Here is an 18,553-nt window from a genome sequence, read left to right on the forward strand (position 1 = left end):
CGGGAAAGGCCGGGACCGGGGCGGGCCGGAAACCGGGGGGCGGCCGCGGACGGCCGGTGTCAGTGTTCTGGGTTTGCGGCCGCCGATATGTCGGCCGAACGTCAATATATCTCGGGTTCGCCGGGCGGGCGATGCTTGAAGCGTTTGTGCACCCAGTAGTACTCGGCGATGCGCGGGCGGATGCAGTCCTCGAAGAAGGCGTTCATGCGGCGCGTGTCCTCGGTGACGTTCTCGCCCGGATAGTTGTCCCAGGCTGGCAGGATCCGCAGCACATAGCCGCGATAGTCGGGCAGCTGCTCCGTATAGATCGGCACGACCTTGGCGCCGGTCAGCCGCGCCAGCCGCGATACCGAGGTCAGCGTCAGCGCCTGGGCGCCGAAGAAGGGCACGAACTCGGAGTCGCGCTCGCCGAAATCCATGTCGGAGATCAGCTGCAGCGCCTCGCCCTTCTTCAGGCAGCGGATGATGTCCCGCACGCTGTCGTTGCGCGCGATCATGTGCGCGCCGAAGCGGCCGCGCGCCTGCTTCAGGAAACCGTCGAACAGCGCGTTCTTCTGCTTGGTGTACAGCGACGCGCCGGAGCGGCCCACGTGGTCGCGCAGGTAGATCGTCAGCCGGATCGCGCCGGCCTCGACGCCGGACAGGTGCAGCGTGACCAGGATGTGCGGCTGGCCATCGAGCGCGACCAGGTTGGCCTGGTCGTCGATCTGCACCCAGCGGCGCATCTGCGCCTCGCTGCCGGTCCAGAAGATGCCGCGCTCGGCGAAGCTGCGGAACACCGAGCGGAACGACTGGCGCGACAGCTCGGCGATCTCGGCGTCGGGCTTGTCGGGAAAGGCCAGCCGCAGATTGGCGCGGACCACCTCGCGGCGGCCGCTCGGAAACAGATACAGCAGGCTGCCCAGCCCCTCGCCGAAGCGGGCGACCAGGGGGTAGGGCAGCTTGCCGAGCACGGTCAGCAGACCGATGCCCAGCCAGGTGAAAAGACGGCTCATGGATGCGAAGTGGACGAAGTCGATTCCGTGGCGCCTGCGTCGGCGGCGGCCGGGGGCGATGCCGGCGGCGTGGCGGGCGGTGTCGGCGACGAAGCGGCCTCGGCGGGCCACGCGGGCGGCAGTTCCGCGCCGGCCGGGTGCTTGTAGCGGTTGTAGCCCCACAGGTACTGGGTCGGCGCCAGCCGTACCAGCTCCTCGACCACGCCGTTGATCACGGTGGCCGCGGCGGCCGGATCTTCCGGCAGCGGTTCCTCAATCACACGCACAAAGGCGCGATAGCCGCTGCCGCGCGGCAGCCGTATTGAAGCGACGATCGCCAGCGGCGCGCCGCTCCATTGCTGCAGCCGCTGCACCAGCGTCATCGTGTAGGCCGGCCGGCCGAAGAACGGCGCCCACGTGCCCTCGCCGCCGATCGGCACCTGGTCGGGCAGGATGCCGATGGCTTCCTTGCGCTTGAGCGCCTTGACCAGCATCCGCACGCCGCGCGGATTGGCCGGCGCGCTGGTCATGTTCGGGCGGTTGCGCATGCGTTCGACCCAGTCGCGCAGCCAGGGCTGGTGCGGCGGCTTGAACAGCACCGTGACAGGCCGGCGCATCGCGTACGACTGCGGCAGCACCTCGAAGCAGCCCAGGTGCGGCGTCAGCACGATCACGCCGCGCCCCTGGTCCTGCAGCCGGTCCAGCGTCGGCCAGACCACCTCGTTGAAGTCGACCAGCTTTGCCTTGATGGTGTGCCGGGTCCAGAAATACGGCATTTCCAGGATCATGCGCCCCATCGAGCGGGCCGCCTCGTTCACCATCTCGTCGGTGGCGTCGGGAAACGCGTGGCGGAAGTTCTCGGTCAGGCGCGTCCCGTAGCGGCCGGGCATCTTGGCGGCCAGCAGGCCCAGCACGCCGCCGATGGCCTGCAGCCAGGCCAGCGGCAGGCGGGAAATCAGCCAGAACAGGTAAGTCATGGGATTCTGTCACGCGGCTTGGGGCGGGAGCTCCGCACCTGCCGGGTGCTTGTAACGGTTGTAGCCCCACAGGTATTGGGTCGGCGCTTCGGCGACCAGCGATTCGACCGTGTGGTTGAGCACGGTCGCCGCCTCGACGGGGTCGTCCGGCAGCCGGTCTTCCAGTACGCGCATATGGGCGATATAGGTGGCCCCTTGCGCGGTGCGCTCGGCGAAGACCATCGCAATCGGCGCGCCCGTCAGTTGCTGCAGGCGCTGCACCAGCGTCATCGTGTACGCCGGCTTGCCGAAGAACGGCGCCCATACCCCTTCGCCGCCCTTGGGCACCTGGTCGGGCAGGATGCCGATCGACTCGCCGCGCTTGAGCGCCTTGACGAGCGTACGCACGCCGCGCGGCGTGGCCGCCGCCATCACCAGATTCGGGCGGGTGCGCATGCGCTCGATCCAGTCGCGCAGCCATGGCTGGTGCGGCGGCTTGTACAGCGCGGTCACCTTGTGGCGCAGCGCGTACGCCTGCGGCAGCACCTCGAAGCAACCCAGATGGGGGACCAGCATGATCAGCCCGTTGCCCTTGCCCAACAGTCGGTCCAGTTCGGGCCAGGTGTGCTCCGAGAACCCGGCAAGGCGCGCCTTCAGCGTCTTGCGGCTCCAGAAATACGGCATCTCCATCACCATCCGGCCGGTGGAGCGGGCCGCCTCGGCCAGCATCGCATCGGTGGCGTCCGGATAGGCCTGGCGGAAATTCTCGGTCAGCCGCCTGCCATAGCGGCCCGGCAGGCGCGCCGCCAGCAGGCCGAGCACGCCGCCAATGGCTTGCAGCCATGCCAGCGGCAAGCGGGCAATCAGCCAGAACAGGAAGGTCATGGAGTCCCAACAAGGGGCCGGCCCCGGGGCCGGCTGGTTCATTGTTGCGCGGTTATCGTTTCGCGGCCGCCGCCGATCGCTTCGGCGGGCGCCGATGGCCTCGGCACACCGTTGCGGCGGTGCGTGTGCCGCGCCGCGCAGGCGCGTATAATACCGCGCATCGCCGAGTTAACTGACAACTTGCGGGGCGATACCGTCTCATCAGGACGTGCTGAAAATACCGCTAAAGCGTCGCCGCCCGGACTGAAATGGTTGGCACGCAATAGCTAACCTGGAGAAAAAGTTCGTGGCAAACGACTTCCTCTTTACTTCGGAATCCGTCTCCGAAGGCCATCCCGACAAGGTCGCCGACCAGATTTCCGACGCCGTTCTGGACGCCATCCTGGCCCAGGACAAATACGCGCGCGTCGCCGCCGAAACCCTGTGCAATACCGGGCTGGTGGTATTGGCGGGGGAAATCACCACTACGGCCAACGTCGACTATATCCAGGTCGCGCGCGAAACCATCAAGCGCATCGGCTACGACAATACCGACTACGGCATCGATTACAAGGGCTGCGCGGTGCTGGTCGCCTACGACAAGCAATCGCCCGATATTGCCCAGGGCGTCGACCGTGCCTCCGACGATTACCTGAACCAGGGCGCCGGCGACCAGGGCCTGATGTTCGGCTATGCCTGCGACGAGACGCCGGAACTGATGCCGTTCCCGATCTACTATTCGCACCGCCTGGTCGAGCGCCAGTCGCAGCTGCGCCGCGATGGCCGCCTGCCCTGGCTGCGCCCCGACGCCAAGTCGCAGGTCACCGTGCGCTATGTCGACGGCCGTCCGCACAGCGTCGACACGGTGGTGCTGTCGACCCAGCACGCGCCGGACATCACCCAGGCGCAGATCCGCGAGGCGGTGATCGAGGAGATCATCAAGCCGGTGCTGCCGCCGGAAATGCTGAAGGACACCAAGTACCTGGTGAATCCGACCGGCCGCTTCGTCATCGGCGGCCCGCAGGGCGACTGCGGCCTGACCGGCCGCAAGATCATCGTCGACACCTATGGCGGTGCGGCGCCGCACGGCGGCGGCGCGTTTTCGGGCAAGGATCCGTCCAAGGTCGACCGCTCGGCGGCCTACGCGGCCCGCTACGTGGCCAAGAACGTGGTGGCCGCGGGCCTGGCGCGCCAGTGCCAGGTGCAGGTCAGCTACGCGATCGGCGTGGCGCGTCCGATCAACGTGACGGTCTACACCGAAGGCACCGGCAAGATCTCCGACGAGGCGATCGCCAAACTGGTGATGGAGCACTTCGACCTGCGGCCCAAGGGCATCGTGCAGATGCTGGACCTGCTGCGCCCGATCTACGAGAAGACCGCCGCCTACGGCCACTTCGGCCGCGAGGAGCCGGAGTTTTCGTGGGAAGCGACCGACAAGGCTGCCGCGCTGCGCGCGGCAGCCGGCCTGTAACACGGGCGGCAAGACGAGCGGCGATACGCTCGTTCGTTCGCCCCTCTCCCGCTCGCGGGAGAGGGGCCGGGGGAGAGGGCAGCGACGGCGGGTGTCGACGCCGCCATCGCCGCCTTCTCTCTCACCCCACCTTCACTTCGATCCGCCGCGGCTGCGCTTCGGCCTGCTTCGGAATCCGCAGGTTCAGCACGCCGTCCTTGAGCACCGCCGAGATCGCGCTGCTGTCCAGCTCGCGGCTCAGCGTGAAGACGCGCTTGTAGCGCGCGATCTGCACCTCGGCATAGACCGGCTCCAGCCCCTCCGGCATCTCCTGGCGAATCTCGCCCTCGATGGTCAGGCTGTCGCGGTCGGCGCGCACCTGCAGCGTGTCGCGCGACACGCCCGGCAGGTCGGCCAGCAGCGTGATGCCGGTCGCATCCTCGGTCACGTCCACGCGCGGCAACAGCGTCGCGTTGGTGCCGGCATTGCCGTTGTTGCCGTTGGCGTTCCCGCTGACGTTCACGTTCCGGTCCTGATCGGTCCGGGTAACGGCTTGGTCGTTCATGTCGAACCTCCTGCTCGGTGCAATCATCGGGTCAGTTCACGGTGATCCGGCGCGGCTGCGCCGCTTCCTGGCGAGCGATCGAGATCCGCAGCAGTCCGTCGCGATAGGTCGCCTCGATCCTGGCGGTATCGACGTCCTCCGGCAGCGAAATCACGCGCCGGAAGCTGCCGTCGAAGCGCTCGCGCACATAGACGTTGGTGTCGTCGCGCAGGCTCGACGCGCCCGGTGCCGAGTGGCCCTGCTGGCCGGCTTGCTGATTGGCCTGCGGGTCGGCCGACGGGTCGCTCTGCGCGGCTTGTTGCCCGGTGCGCTCGATCCGCGCGCCGCGCCGCCCGGCGATGGTCAGCAGGCCGCGGTCGACGCTGACGTCGAGCGTGGACGGATCGATACCCGGCGCGAACGCGTAGACCTCGACGCTGGACGGCGTCATGCCGATATTGACGGCCGGAAAGGCGCCGCGCGCCACTGCGCGGATGCTGCTCGGCGCCGAGAAGACCTGTTGCAGCTCGCGCTGCAGCCGGTCGAACTCGGCAAACAGGCTGCCCGGAGAACTCAGCAACGATGCATACATGGCATTCCCTCCTTGCTGCTGCTGGCTGTCATGCATTCGGACCGGCGCGGCCGGTCCCCCGCGTGCCGGACCTGGCCGGCGCGCTTCGACACGAATGTAGTGTCGGACGCCGTCGCTTCAAGAGTCGGAAACGTGGCGCGACGCCGGCGCGCGAAGCCTCTGATGGCGCGGCGGTAGAATCGCGCCATCAGGCGTGGCACACGCCAGCATGCCGAGGAATCCCATGTCCGTTCAAACCGCTGTCCCCCGCGTCGCGCCTTCGACTGGCGCGGCGCCATCCGCCGCCCCGGGCGGACTGGACCTGATCCGCCCGCAGCCCTATACCGACTGGGCGCCGCAGCTGCGCGCCGACACGGCCGCCGGCCTGCGCCGCGAGCTCGAGCAGGGCGCCGTGCTGTATTTCCCCGATCTGCATTTCCGCTTCGAGCCGGGCGAGGAACGCTTCCTGGACAGCCGCTGGTCCGACGGCAAGTCCAAGAACATCAACCTGCGTGCCAACGACACCGCGGTGCGCGGCGCCGTCGGCAGCCCGCAGGACCTCGCCGACCTGTATGCGCTGATCCGGCGCTATGCCGAATACAGCGAGCGTCTGGTGCTGTCGCTGTTCCCCGAATACGGTCCGCATCTGGAGCGCGCCGGCACCTCCCTGCGGCCCAGCGAGATCGCCGGGCGTCCGGTCAGCTGGCGCAAGGACGACACCCGGCTGCACGTCGATTCGTTCCCGTCCAATCCGCTGCTCGGCAAGCGGCTGCTGCGCGTGTTCCACAATATCGATCCGCAGGCGCCGCGGGTGTGGCGCGTCGGAGAGCCGTTCGCCGACTTCGCCAAACGTTTCGTGCCGCGTACCAAGGGCATGTGGCCGGGACAGGCCTGGCTGATGAAGCAGCTGCATATCACCAAGCGCGAGCGTTCGGAATACGACCACCGCATGCTGCAGCTGCACGACATGGCCAAGGCAGACCTGGACTACCAGGCCAGGGTGCCGCAGCAGGAATTCCACTTCCCACCGGGCTCGACCTGGATCGTCTTCAGCGACCAGGTGCTGCACGCGGCGATGCGCGGCCGCGCGATGATGGAGCAGACCTATTACCTCGATCCGCGCGCGATTTCGGACCACACGCACTCGCCGGAAGCGGTGCTGTCGCGGATGCTCGGCAAGCCGATGTTGAAGTCCTGATCGGTGCGGCAACGGCAGGGCGCGCGGATCGCGCGTCCTGCCTCCTTTCCGCGGTCTTTTCCGCTGCCTTTTCCCCTGTCTCCCTTGCCGCTTTCGCCGGGCTCGTCCGGCCCCTCCGCGTTCTTCTTCTGCCCCTCGACAAAGCGCCTACACTGGGCAGCATAGACCGCGTTCGCGCCCCGTCCGCCAGCCTTCGGCGGCGGCCCGACGCGCGAGCGAGCGGCGCGCCGACTTGCCATCGTGCGAGGGGACAAATGGACACCAGTTTCGATTACATCGTGATCGGGGGCGGCGCGGCGGCATGCGCGCTGGCCGGCAGGCTCGCCGACAGCGGCAGCGAATCGATCGCCCTGCTCGAGGCCGCCTGGCCCGACGATGACGCGCCGGACTGGGGCCCCTATCTGCGCGGCGCGCCATCCGACTACGACGGCTGGGCCGAGGCCGGTTGCGACGGCTGGTCCTGGGACGACGTACTGCCGTGCTTTCGCCGCGCCGAATGCAATACCCGCGTGATGGGGCGCGACGACGATCCCTGGCATGGCGGCAACGGCCCGCTGCATGTCGGCGATCCGCCGGCGCCTTCGCCGCTGGCCCGCTACTTCGTCGAGTCGGCCGCGCACGCCGGCCATCCCCGCAACGACGACTTCAACGGCCCCGAGCAGGAGGGTGTCGGCTGGTTCCAGAGCGCGCGCCATCGCGGCGAGCCGTGGAGCGCCGCGCGGGCCTATCTGCATCGCGGCGTCGGCGGCAATCTGCAGGTTCTGCACGGCATGCAGGCGCAGCGCATCGTCTTCGAAGGACGGCGTGCGGTCGGCGTGCAGGCGCTGCGCCATGGCAGGCAAATCGAGTTGCGCGCGCGGCGCGAGGTGGTGCTCGCAGCCGGCGCGATCGGCTCGCCGCAGTTGCTGATGGTCTCCGGCATCGGCCCCGCCGATCATCTGCAGGAACACGGCATCGGCGTGGTGCAGCATCTGCCGGGCGTGGGGCTGAACCTGCAGCAGCCGGTCGGCATGCTGCTGCACAAGCGCGGCCCGACGCCGCCGTCGCTGCGGCAATCGTTCGGACCGCGCTGGTTCGGCGCCCAGTCGGCGATCGGCATGTCGGTCGGCAGGACGTTCGCCGCGGCATGGCACTGGTTGCGGCATGGCGCCGGATTTGGCGGGCGGCGCAGCACGCTGGCGCAGGCCGAGCCGATCAGCGCCGGCGCATTGCTGAAGAGCCAGCCCGAATTGCCGGAACCCGACCTGCAACTGCGCTTCGTCGTCGGTCCAGGTCATGCGCGCGGCGACGGCGGCGGGCACGGCCAGAGCTACGGATGCCGCGTGCTGCTGCTGCGTCCGCGCAGCCGCGGAAGGTTGCGGCTGGCCGGCAGCGATCCGCAGCGGCGGCCGCTGGTCGAGGCCGGGCTGCTCGGCGACGCGCAGGACGTGCGCGACCTGATCGCGGGCGTGGCGCTGGTGCGGCGCATTCTCGCCCAGCCCCCGCTGGCCGCGTTCGGCGGCAAGGCGCTGTATTGCGGCGGGGTGCGCGCCGATCCCGGTGACGAGGCGGCCATCGATGCGCTGGTCCGCGCCCATGCCGAGGCCGCGGAGCGGCCGGCCGGCACCTGCCGGATGGGCATCGATGCGCTGTCGGTGGTCGATCCGCAATTGCGCGTGCGCGGCGTCGAGGCGCTGCGCGTCGCCGATGCGTCGATCATGCCGACGCTGGCCGGCGGCGATGCCGATGCGCCGGCGATCATGATCGGCGAGCGCGCGCACGACCTGATCCGTCACGGTCCGCGGGTGCGGCTGCGCGCGCTGGAGACCTTGCTGGCGCGCGCCTGAGCGCCACGCTCGCCCCGCGGGTGCCGGTTTTCCCCTGCTTTCGCCGCATTTTTTCCCATTTTCGGTACGCCGATACTCGCGCAGCAGCCTGTGCGGCGGCGACCAGCCTTATGCTGTGAGCCCACCATGGAAAGGAGAGTCACCGTGCAAAGCACAGGGACCCCCAGGGCCGCCGCGGCCTGGCATGCCGGCCGGCCCCCCGCGGATGCGCGCCATCGTCAGCCGCCCGGCGCCGCCAACGCCAACGCTCCGCTGTCGCCCCATCGGATCGACTGGATCGAAACCGAGGGCGACAACGCCCGCGATCCTGGCGCCGACGGATTGCGGCGTGCCTGGATCGCCCTCGGGGCCTTGACGCGCCATCATCGCGCGCTGGCGACAGCGGTCATGGCGACGGCCATGTCGCTGCCGATCGGCCTGGCCGGCGCCGTTGTGCTGGTCCGCGGCGACCCGCAAGCGCTCCACCCTGGCGTGGCAATGATCATCGCAGCCACTGGCCTGTGGTGCGGCACCTGCTGCCTGTTCTATCTGGATCAATGTCGGCGCCTGCTGCGCGACGGCGAGTCCAACGAGTAGAACTGACCGCAACTGCCGCGATCAAACCGGCCAGGCTCGCTCGATCAGCTTGCCCAGCTGTGCCGCGCTGCCGTCGAGCGTGCCGAACACGCGGCCATGCTGCCGCTCGAGCCGGCTGGCGACGAAGCGCTCGGCGCTGTCGGCATCGGCGTGCGCCAGCATCAGCGCCGCCTGCGCGGTCAGCACCAGACCCTGCGCGAAGCGGCGCGCGCGGGTTTCCAGTTCTTCCGGCGCGGCGCGCAGCATCGCCTGCAGCGAAGCCAGTTCGGCGCGCACCGCGGCATGCCCGCCGGCGCGCTGGCCGAGATCCTGCAGCAAGCGCAGCGCATCGTCGGGACTGCGCTGGATCGCGCGCAGTACGTCCAGGCACATGATGTTGCCAGACCCTTCCCAGATCGAATTGACCGGCGCCTCGCGGTAGAGCCGCGCCATCGGCCCTTCCTCGACGTAGCCGTTGCCGCCCCAGACCTCCATCGCCTCGCCGGTCGCCTCGATCGCGCGCTTGCAGATCCAGAACTTGGCGGCGGGCGTCACGATGCGCTTCCACGCGCCGGCCAGCGGGTCGGTGGCTGCGTGTTCGAACGCATGGGCGAGCTCCATCATCAGCAGCGTCGCGGCCTCGCTCTCGAGCGCGAGATCGGCCAGCACATTGCGCATCAGCGGCTGGTCGGCGAGCCGCTTGCCGAACGCGCTGCGATGGCGCGCATGGTGGATCGACTGCACCAGCGCGGTCCGCAGCAGCGCGGCGCTGCCGATCACGCAATCGAGCCGGGTATTGGTGGCCATCTCGATGATGGTCGGAATGCCGCGTCCCTCTTCGCCGATCAGGATGCCGCTGGCGCCGCGGAATTCGACCTCGCTGCTGGCATTGGAGCGGTTGCCCAGCTTGTCCTTGAGCCGCTGGATCTGGATCGCGTTGCGGCTGCCGTCGTCGCGAAAGCGCGGCACGAAGAAGCAGGACGGCGGCCCGTCCTCGGCGCCCATGCGGGCGACCACCAGGTGCGCGTCGCACATCGGCGCGGAGAAGAACCACTTGTGGCCGGTCAGCGCGTACTCGGCGCCCCGGCCCTCGCCGCGCACCGGCCGTGCCACCGTGGTGTTGGCGCGCACGTCGGAGCCGCCCTGCTTCTCGGTCATGCCCATGCCGATCATCACCGCGCGCTTGTCGCGCCAGGGCAGATCCTCCGGATCGTGCGCGGTCGCATAGAGCCGCGGCGCCAGCTCGCTGAACAGCGCAGCCTCCTTCTGCAGCACCGGGATGCTGGCGAAGGTCATCGTCGCCGGGCACAGCGAGCCCGACTCGAGCTGCGCCTGCAGGAAATAGCCGGCGGTGCGCGCGGCCCAGGCGCCGGGACGCGGCTGCGCGAACGGCAACGCATGCAGCTGGCGGCTGCGCAGCAGCGACAGCAGCGCGTGCCAGCTCGGATCGAAGCGGACCTGATCGAGCCGCTCGCCGGTACGGCTGTGGGTGTGCAATTCGGGCGGATGGCGATTGGCCTGGTCGGCCCAGGCCTGGACCTCGGGCTGGCCCAGCGTCGCGCCGAACTCGCGCAGCTCGCCGGCATGCCAGCCGCCGCCCAGGCGTTCGAGCGCGGCGCCGAGCGCGGTGTCGATGGCGAACAGGTTGTGGTGCGCCAGATCGGGGACCTGGTTGAAGACGCGATGGGTGGCGGCGTCGCTGGTGCTCATGGTGTCTCCTGTGGCGGACGGTCCTGGCTCTGCCCCTGCCATTGCCGTTGCGATTGCCGTTGCAATCGTCGGCGGCCGGCGCGCGTGCGGGGATGCGCTGTCTGCATGGTAGAGCAACGCGCGAGGCCCTGGCGGCGGCCGACGCAGGCGGCCCGGGCGTCACGCCGCGGGCCGATCCGATACCGCAGCGCACCACAGTGCGAATGAAACAAGGCTGGCGCAGCCAGTTCCCTTGTGCTTAAATTGGCCCCGTTGGATGAAACAGGGGTGCCGTGCGGATTGGCCGCGCGGCTGAGAGAGTCCCTTCGAACCCGATCCGGTTAGTACCGGCGTGGGAAGTTTCACTGAAGACCGCAGTTCCCGCCGGCGCGCATTCCAGCCGCGCCAGCATGGTCCCGAAGGGACATGCTCACAGGACTCCTGGTTTCGTCCATCCCCCAAAGAGAGAGGACGATATCCATGGCCCGCAATAACGCCGCCCCCGCCGCATCCTTCGAATCGCTCGCCAGCGATCTCGACCAGAAGTTCGCCTACCCCGCATCGAGCAAGACCTATCTGACCGGCAGCCGTCCGGACATCCGCGTGCCGCTGCGCACCATCCTGCAGACCGCGACGCGCACCGAGCACGGCGAGATGCCGAACCCGCCGATCCCGGTCTACGACACCTCGGGCCCGTACAGCGACCCCGACGTGCGCATCGACCTGAAGGCCGGCCTGCCGCCGGTTCGGGCCAAATGGATCGAGGAACGCGGCGATACCGAGGTGCTGCCGGGCCTGTCGTCCGAGTACGGCCGCGCACGGGCCAACGATCCGGCCACCGCGCACCTGCGTTTCGCGCAGCTGACCAATCCCCGCCGCGCCAAGGCCGGCGCCAATGTCACGCAGATGCACTACGCCCGCCGCGGCATCGTGACGCCGGAGATGGAATACGTGGCGCTGCGCGAATCGCTGAACCTGCAGGCGCTGTACGACAAGCCCGAGTACAAGGCGCTGCTGCGCCAGCATCCCGGCAATGCGCTGGGTGCCGGCCTGCCGCTGCGGCCGGAGGACATCACGCCCGAATTCGTGCGCCAGGAAGTGGCCGCGGGCCGCGCGATCATCCCCGCGAACATCAACCACACGGAGCTCGAGCCGATGATCATCGGCCGCAATTTCCGCGTGAAGATCAACGGCAACCTGGGCAATTCGGCGGTGACCTCGTCGCTGGCCGAGGAAGTCGAGAAGATGGTCTGGTCGATCCGCTGGGGCGCCGACACGATCATGGATCTGTCCACCGGCAAGCATATCCATGAGACGCGCGAATGGATCCTGCGCAATTCGCCGGTGCCGATCGGCACGGTGCCGATCTACCAGGCGCTGGACAAGACCGGCGGCATCGCCGAGGACCTGACCTGGGAGATGTTCCGCGACACGCTGATCGAGCAGGCCGAGCAGGGCGTGGACTACTTCACGATCCACGCCGGCGTGCTGCTGCGCTATGTGCCGCTGACCGCCGACCGCGTGACGGGCATCGTCTCGCGCGGCGGCTCGATCATGGCGAAATGGTGCCTGGCCCACCACAAGGAAAACTTCCTGTACACGCACTTCGACGAGATCTGCGAAATCATGAAGGCCTATGACGTGTCGTTCAGCCTCGGCGACGGCTTGCGTCCGGGCTGCATCGCCGACTCGAACGACGAGGCGCAGTTCGGCGAGCTGCGCACGCTGGGCGAGCTGACCGCCAAGGCGTGGAAGCACGACGTGCAGGTGATGATCGAAGGCCCGGGCCACGTGCCGCTGCAGCGCATCCAGGCCAACATGGACGAGGAGCTCAAGCACTGCTACGAGGCCCCGTTCTATACGCTCGGACCGCTGGTCACCGACATCGCTCCCGGCTACGACCACATCACCAGCGGCATCGGCGCGGCCAATATCGGCTGGATGGGCACGGCGATGCTGTGCTACGTCACGCCGAAGGAGCACCTGGGCCTGCCGGACAAGGAAGACGTGCGCGAGGGCATCATCACCTACAAGATCGCCGCGCATGCCGCCGATCTGGCCAAGGGCTGGCCCGGCGCGCAGTTGCGCGACAACGCGCTGTCGAAGGCGCGCTTCGAGTTCCGCTGGGAGGACCAGTTCAACCTGGGCCTCGATCCGGAACGCGCGCGCTCCTTCCACGATGCGACGCTGCCCGCCGAAGGCGCCAAGATCGCGCACTTCTGCTCGATGTGCGGTCCGAAGTTCTGCTCGATGAAGATCACGCAGGACGTGCGCGACTACGCCGCCTCGCTGAAGTCCGACGAGGCCGCGGCAGCGGAGCGCGGCATGCAGGAAAAGTCGATCGAGTTCGTCAGCAAGGGCGGCAAGATCTACTCGTAAATCGACTGGCGAAAGCCGGCCCGTCGTTCCCGCGCATGCGGGAATCGGGCGCCTTCTTCTCGCTGCGGCGAGAGCGGGACGCTGGCCCCCGCGTGCGCGGGGGCGGCGGAGCGGCTTCCTTTCGAATTCGATGTACCCGGGCCGCCCGCGGCCGGGCTGGCACAATACACCCATGAAACAGCAGTTTGACGTCGCCATTCTCGGCGCCGGCCTGGCCGGACGCCTGGCCGCCTGGCGCCTGGTCCGCAGCGGCCAGCGCGTGGCCCTGGTCGAACGCGCCGGTCCCGATGGCGCGGGCGCGGCCGCCCATGTCGCCGCCGCGATGCTCGCGCCGCTGGCCGAATCGGCCATCAGCGAGCGCCGCATCGTCGAGCTCGGCATCGCCAGCGTGGACCTGTGGCGCGCATGGGTGGCCGAACTGAACGCCGAACAGGCGGACGAGCCCACCGCGGTCGACCCGGTCTTCTTCCAGCAGGACGGCACGCTGGTGGTCTGGCACGCCCACGACCGCGGCGAGATGCCGTTGTTCACCAGCCGCATTCGCGCCGTGTCGCCGCCGGAACTGGTTGCCGAGCGTCTGCGCCGGCTCGACGCGGCCGGCATCGCGTCGCTGGAGCCCGCGCTGGCGGGCCGCTTCCAGCAAGGGCTGCTGCTCGAGGGCGAGGGCCAGCTGGACAACCGCGGCACGTTGCGCGCGCTGCTGGCCTGCGCGGTTTCCGCCGGCGTCCATTGCGTCTGGGAAGCGGGCGAGATCGACGAGCGCGATCTGCCGCGGCTTGGCATCGACGCGCGCGTGGTGCTCGATTGCCGCGGCCTGGGCGCGCGTGCCGCGTGGCCCGCCGAGGGGGCCGTCGGCGGGGGCGGGATGCCGGGCCTGCGCGGCCTGCGCGGCGAGGTGGTGCGCGTGTTCGCGCCCGAGGTTTCGCTGCACCGGCCGGTGCGGCTGCTGCATCCGCGTTACCCGATCTATATCGCGCCCAAGCCCAATCATCTGTACGTGATCGGCGCCACCGAACTGGAAAGCGAGGACGACTCGCCGATGAGCGTGCGCTCGGCGCTGGAGCTGCTGTCGGCCGCGTATTCGCTGCATCCGGCCTTCGGCGAGGCGCGCGTGCTCGAGCTGAACGTGCAGCGCCGGCCCACGCGTCCCGATCATCTGCCCGCGGTGCGGGTCGACGAGGAGGCGCGCGTGGTGCGCCTGAACGGCCTGTACCGGCATGGCTTCCTGATCGCGCCGGCGGTGGTCGAGGCGGCCTGCGAAGTCGTGCGCGCGCTGGCCGACGGCGATCCCGCTGCGCATGCGGTGCCCGCGTCGACGCGCTGGCCGGGCATGATCGCGCCCGTGCATGGCAATGCGGTGCTGCATTGATGCCAGCCTCGAGGCCCTCCCGCGCGACGCCATCCAGCGCCGCTGAATCCGACGCCACCGCGCAAGGCGTTCGTTCGTCGAGCGCCGCCTTGCCCGGCTCCTCCCAATCGATGACACACGCGCTGAACACCATGGAAATCCTGCTCAATGGCAAGCCGCTGGCGCTCGATGCGCCGGCCACGCTGGCCGACGCGGTGGCCGCGGCGCAGATCCCGCCACCGTTCGCCGCGGCGCTGAACGGCCGCTTCGTGCCGCGGGCCGCGCATGCGGACACGCCGCTGTCCGCCGGCGACCGCATCGATCTCGTGCAACCCGTTACCGGAGGCTGATCCCATGACCTTCCCGACCCAGGATGCCGTGCGCGATCCCTTCGTGCTCTACGGCGAATCGTTTTCCTCGCGCCTGCTGCTCGGCACGGCGCGCTATCCGTCTCCGGCGACGCTGCAATCCGCGGTCGAAGCCTCGAAGCCGGCCATGCTGACGGTGGCGCTGCGCCGCCAGGGCGCGGTCGGCGACGGCGAGGGCGGCCAGGCCTTCTGGCAGATGCTCAAGTCGATGCAGGTGCCGGTGCTGCCCAATACCGCCGGCTGCATGGCGGCGCAAGAAGCCATCACCACCGCGATGATGGCGCGCGAGGTGTTCGAGACCGACTGGATCAAGCTGGAGCTGGTCGGCGACGACTACACGTTGCAGCCGGACACGCTGAACCTGCCGGCGGTGGCCGAGACGCTGATCAAGGAAGGGTTCAAGGTGCTGCCGTATTGCACCGAGGATCTGGTGCTGTGCCGCCGCCTGCTGGACGCCGGCTGCCAGGCGCTGATGCCGTGGGCCGCGCCGATCGGCACCGGCAAGGGCGCGGTCAATCCGCATGCGATGCGGGTGCTGCGCGACCGCCTGCCGGACACCCCGCTGATCGTCGACGCGGGCCTGGGCCTGCCGTCGCATGCGGCGCAGGTGCTCGAATGGGGCTACGACGGCGTGCTGCTGAACACCGCGGTGGCACAGGCCGCCTATCCGATCGAGATGGCGCGCGCCTTCGCGCGTGCCGTCGAAGCCGGGCGCCTGGCCTATCTGGCCGGACCGATGCCCGAGCGCGAGATCGCGCAGGCCAGCACGCCGGTGGTCGGCATGCCGTTCTGGCACGCACAGGAGCACGCATGACGCGCCAACCGACGCCGATGCCGCTCGATACGGCGCTGCAATCCGCACTGGTCGCGCGCCATGGCGAAACCTTCGGCGTGGCCGACCGCGGCTGGCGCGCCTGGCGGCTGCAGGACACGCTGCATGCCGATGTCGCCGAGACGCTGAGCCAGACGGATCTGCTGCTGGCGGACGGCGAGCTCGATGCCGCGACGCTCGAACGCGTCGCCGCACGCGGCGCGATGCTGATCCAGACCGAGCGCGAGGGGGGCCAGTGGATCGACACGGTGCGCTCGCCGATGGGGACCTGGGTGTTTGCCACGCGGGCCGACGCCAACGACGATGCCGCGCAGTCGCCGGCCTTCGTCGCCACGCTGCTGGCCGCGCTGGCGCTGCATTTCCCGGCGCACGACGCGCTGTGCCTGGCGCGCGCCTGGCGGCCCGGCTCGCTGGACTGGCCCGCCGAATTCTCGCGCTTCCCGCGCGTGCGGCACGCCGCGCTGGTCGCGCCCGAGCAGTCGGCCGAACCGTTCGTGCCATGCCCGGCGCGCCTCGGCCTCTACGCCGTGGTGCCGACCGCCGACTGGATCGAACGGCTGGTGCCGCTCGGGGTGCCGACCGTGCAGCTGCGTTTCAAGTCCGACGACGCCGCCGCGGTGCGCGAGCAGATCGCCCGCTCGGCGCTCGCCGCGCGCGGCAGCCGCAGCCGGCTGTTCATCAACGATCATTGGCGCGCCGCGCTGGACTACCACGCCGCGCACGGCAACGACAGCGCGGGCAGCGGCATCTACGGCATCCACCTGGGCCAGGAAGACCTGGACGAAGCCGACCTGGACGCGCTGCGCGCCTCCGGCCTGCGGCTCGGCGTTTCCACGCACGGCTACGCCGAGATGCTGCGCGTCGCGCCGCTGCGCCCCAGCTACCTGGCGCTCGGCGCCATCTTTCCGACCACCACCAAGGTGATGCCGACCCAGCCGCAAGGGCTGGGACGCTTTTACGCCTATGCCCGCCTGATGCGCGAGCAGGTGCCGGCGCTGGTCGGCATCGGTGGCGTCGACGCGGGCAACCTGCCGCAAGTGCTGGAAGCGGGCGTCGGCAGCGCGGCCGTGGTGCGCGCGATCACCGAGGCGGCCGACGTGCCGGCGGCGGTGGCGCGGCTGATGGCGGCGTTCGGGCAGGCTGGTTGAAGCGCCGGGCGGCACCGTGCTGTCCGCCACGCTCATGGGGGCAGTGCCTCATGCGCCGCGCCCTTTGATTAGATTTTGCTCCAGAAATACATCAAGGTTCTAATTGTTCCGCCCGTGCTAATCGGGTTTGCCGCAAGTGTTTAGATATGGTGCTATTCTTCAACGATGGTTGAAGTTTCTCGCTACCAGATAATCAAACGCTTGCAGACCGGTCTGCACCGGGGGGCGCCGTTCAGCCTTGCGACATTGCGGGAATTGGGCGTGTCGCCTCAACTTGCCGCGCGCTATGCCGATGGCGGCTGGCTGGTTCGCCTTGCCCAAGGCGTCTATGCCTTCACGAACGATGACTTCGGCATCGATGGTTCGCTACGTTTCCTGCAGCGGCAAGTGCCCGGCTTCCACGTAGGCGGCAAGACGGCTCTGGCCTGGCAAGGCATGCGACACAACCTGGGGTCCCGCGAAGCCATCGTCGTTTGGGGCGATGCCCGTTTTTCGCTTCCGGAGTGGTTCACCGCGCGACATCCTGCTCGCTACGTGCACGCGCGCCTGTTCGATTGGCCGGATCGCGCATTGGCCGATCGAACGCTGATGACTCCGCCCGGCATGTCGAACGGCGTCAGCGTGTCGGCTCCCGAACGTGCCGCACTTGAGATGCTTTACGAGGTGGGTGTTAAGCAAGGCCTTGAGGAGGCGCGTAACGTCTTCGACGTCTTACGCTCCCCTCGCAAGGACCTGCTCGGACGATTGCTATCGTGCTGTACCAGCGTCAAGGCCGTTCGCCTCTTTTTGACGTGGGCCCGAGAGACCGAACTGGTCGACGTCGATGCCCTGCTGGCCCAGTATCCGGTGCGCTCAGGCAGCAACAAGCGATGGATCAGCCGTCTCGACGACGGTACGTTGCTCAGCCTGAAGCCCCATGGATAACGCCTACGCCAATACTGTCCGTCTCCTGCTTGCCGTTGCTCCCACGGTTTTCGCCAGCGACCTGTTCGCCATGAAGGGTGGCACTGCCATCAATCTGTTCGTCCGCGATATGCCTCGCCTCTCCGTGGACATCGACGTGGTCTACCTTCCGCGCGACGTGCTGAGAGAGGACGCGATGCTTGCCATCCATCGCGAACTGACTGCTATCGCGCAACGCGCGGCGGCGCTTGGCTTTCGCACGAGGATGATCGGCGCACGCGATCAGCGCGAAACCAAGCTGATCGTCGACAACGACATCAGCCAGGTGAAGGTCGAGGTCAACCTGGTATTTCGTGGCACCGTGCTGCCAGTCGAGCGACGAGCGTTGAGCGCAAGGACCGCCGATCTCTTCGGTGTCGAGTTTGACGTGCCGATTCTCGCCACCGATGAGCTCTACGCCGGCAAACTGGTGGCTGCGCTGGACAGGCAGCATCCTCGTGACCTCTTCGACGTATGGCGGCTGTACGAATCGGGTGGGATCACGGACGGCATGGTGGAGTGCTTCGTCACCTATGTCGCCGGCCACAATCGGCCCATCCATGAGGTGCTGTTCGGCAACGACAAGGAAATCAGTGGCGAGTATCACCGCGCCTTTATAGGCATGACGGAGGTCGACTGCTCCCTGAAGACACTGATCGATACCCGGATACGGCTGAAGGACGAACTGCCAAGGCGGCTGAGCGAGCGGCACAGGCGGTTCCTGACCGGGCTATCCCGAGCCACGCCGGACTGGTCGCTGCTCGAGTGCAGACATGTCGCGGAACTGCCGGCATTGCGATGGAAAGTCGGCAATCTGGAAACGTTTCGCCAGCGGCGCCCCGCGGAGTTTGCAAGGCAAGTGGAACTGCTCGAAGCGGCGTTCGTCGCGCAAGGGCATTGAATTGTCGC

Annotated in this window: 17 protein-coding genes and 1 riboswitch; of the genes, 11 read left to right on the plus strand and 6 right to left on the minus strand. The window is 68.7% G+C overall.

From position 1 onward, the window contains the following. Positions 1–101: 101 nt before the first annotated feature. From FOB47_RS10980 to FOB47_RS10990, 3 genes are read right to left on the minus strand one after another with little or no spacing between them, the layout of a single operon-like run. Positions 102–995, minus strand: coding sequence for a lipid A biosynthesis lauroyl acyltransferase (locus FOB47_RS10980; RefSeq protein WP_053820915.1), 894 nt, complete (start codon positions 993–995; stop codon positions 102–104). Continuing rightward, the gene (locus FOB47_RS10985; protein WP_174781081.1) at positions 992–1,951 is read right to left on the minus strand and encodes a lysophospholipid acyltransferase family protein; all 960 of its coding nucleotides are present in this window, start codon (positions 1,949–1,951) and stop codon (positions 992–994) included. Before FOB47_RS10985 ends, FOB47_RS10980 begins: the two co-directional genes overlap by 4 nt. Positions 1,952–1,960: 9 nt before the next feature. Further along, positions 1,961–2,815, minus strand: coding sequence for a lysophospholipid acyltransferase family protein (locus FOB47_RS10990; RefSeq protein WP_053820917.1), 855 nt, complete (start codon positions 2,813–2,815; stop codon positions 1,961–1,963). Positions 2,816–3,101: 286 nt separating this feature from the next. Here FOB47_RS10990 and metK point away from each other — a divergent pair, with 286 nt between their 5' ends. Next, a complete protein-coding gene (metK, locus tag FOB47_RS10995) occupies positions 3,102–4,265 on the plus strand; it encodes a methionine adenosyltransferase (RefSeq protein WP_023264748.1) in 1,164 nt (387 codons plus the stop codon). A gap of 121 nt (positions 4,266–4,386) precedes the next feature. Here metK and FOB47_RS11000 read toward each other — a convergent pair whose 3' ends face one another. Both FOB47_RS11000 and FOB47_RS11005 read right to left on the minus strand, forming a co-directional pair. Then, positions 4,387–4,809, minus strand: a complete 423-nt coding sequence (locus FOB47_RS11000) for an Hsp20/alpha crystallin family protein (RefSeq protein ID WP_082371369.1) — start codon at positions 4,807–4,809, stop codon at positions 4,387–4,389. A gap of 31 nt (positions 4,810–4,840) precedes the next feature. Continuing rightward, positions 4,841–5,380 carry an Hsp20/alpha crystallin family protein gene (locus FOB47_RS11005; protein WP_174781082.1) on the minus strand — a complete coding sequence of 180 codons (540 nt, stop codon included), beginning with the start codon at positions 5,378–5,380 and terminating at the stop codon, positions 4,841–4,843. A 223-nt stretch (positions 5,381–5,603) separates the two neighbouring features. Between FOB47_RS11005 and FOB47_RS11010 the strand changes: the two genes are divergently transcribed. The 3 genes from FOB47_RS11010 to FOB47_RS11020 all read left to right on the plus strand — a co-directional run bounded on the left by FOB47_RS11010 (position 5,604) and on the right by FOB47_RS11020 (position 8,959). Continuing rightward, complete coding sequence (locus FOB47_RS11010; protein ID WP_053820919.1) at positions 5,604–6,557, plus strand: Kdo hydroxylase KdoO; 954 nt, start codon at positions 5,604–5,606, stop codon at positions 6,555–6,557. A 254-nt stretch (positions 6,558–6,811) separates the two neighbouring features. After that, entirely contained in the window at positions 6,812–8,383 is a 1,572-nt protein-coding gene (locus FOB47_RS11015) for a GMC family oxidoreductase (protein ID WP_174781083.1), read from the plus strand. Between the two features lie 144 nt (positions 8,384–8,527). Continuing rightward, entirely contained in the window at positions 8,528–8,959 is a 432-nt protein-coding gene (locus FOB47_RS11020) for a hypothetical protein (RefSeq protein WP_174781084.1), read from the plus strand. A 21-nt stretch (positions 8,960–8,980) separates the two neighbouring features. Here the strand turns inward: FOB47_RS11020 and FOB47_RS11025 are convergent, their stop codons facing one another. Then, positions 8,981–10,648: an acyl-CoA dehydrogenase family protein gene (locus tag FOB47_RS11025; protein WP_174781085.1), complete on the minus strand. Its 1,668-nt coding sequence runs from the start codon at positions 10,646–10,648 to the stop codon at positions 8,981–8,983. Between the two features lie 253 nt (positions 10,649–10,901). Beyond that, positions 10,902–11,003: riboswitch (TPP riboswitch) on the plus strand. Positions 11,004–11,107: 104 nt separating this feature from the next. Between FOB47_RS11025 and thiC the strand changes: the two genes are divergently transcribed. The 7 genes from thiC to FOB47_RS11060 all read left to right on the plus strand — a co-directional run bounded on the left by thiC (position 11,108) and on the right by FOB47_RS11060 (position 18,545). After that, complete coding sequence (gene thiC / locus FOB47_RS11030) at positions 11,108–13,006, plus strand: phosphomethylpyrimidine synthase ThiC (RefSeq protein ID WP_174781086.1); 1,899 nt, start codon at positions 11,108–11,110, stop codon at positions 13,004–13,006. 172 nt (positions 13,007–13,178) lie between these two features. Continuing rightward, on the plus strand, positions 13,179–14,375 hold the full coding sequence (locus FOB47_RS11035; RefSeq protein ID WP_174781087.1) for an FAD-dependent oxidoreductase: 1,197 nt from the start codon (positions 13,179–13,181) through the stop codon (positions 14,373–14,375). Positions 14,376–14,506: 131 nt separating this feature from the next. Continuing rightward, entirely contained in the window at positions 14,507–14,704 is a 198-nt protein-coding gene (gene thiS / locus FOB47_RS11040) for a sulfur carrier protein ThiS (RefSeq protein WP_053820923.1), read from the plus strand. A gap of 4 nt (positions 14,705–14,708) precedes the next feature. After that, positions 14,709–15,536, plus strand: coding sequence for a thiazole synthase (locus FOB47_RS11045; RefSeq protein WP_053820924.1), 828 nt, complete (start codon positions 14,709–14,711; stop codon positions 15,534–15,536). Continuing rightward, positions 15,533–16,702 carry a thiamine phosphate synthase gene (locus FOB47_RS11050; protein ID WP_053820925.1) on the plus strand — a complete coding sequence of 390 codons (1,170 nt, stop codon included), beginning with the start codon at positions 15,533–15,535 and terminating at the stop codon, positions 16,700–16,702. Before FOB47_RS11045 ends, FOB47_RS11050 begins: the two co-directional genes overlap by 4 nt. Before the next feature lie 165 nt (positions 16,703–16,867). Beyond that, positions 16,868–17,626, plus strand: a complete 759-nt coding sequence (locus FOB47_RS11055; RefSeq protein ID WP_174781088.1) for a type IV toxin-antitoxin system AbiEi family antitoxin domain-containing protein — start codon at positions 16,868–16,870, stop codon at positions 17,624–17,626. Further along, positions 17,619–18,545: a nucleotidyl transferase AbiEii/AbiGii toxin family protein gene (locus FOB47_RS11060; RefSeq protein WP_174781089.1), complete on the plus strand. Its 927-nt coding sequence runs from the start codon at positions 17,619–17,621 to the stop codon at positions 18,543–18,545. Before FOB47_RS11055 ends, FOB47_RS11060 begins: the two co-directional genes overlap by 8 nt. The last annotated feature ends 8 nt before the right edge of the window (positions 18,546–18,553 follow it).

Source organism: Cupriavidus gilardii, assembly GCF_013347325.1.
In the GTDB taxonomy this organism is placed as follows: domain Bacteria; phylum Pseudomonadota; class Gammaproteobacteria; order Burkholderiales; family Burkholderiaceae; genus Cupriavidus; species Cupriavidus gilardii.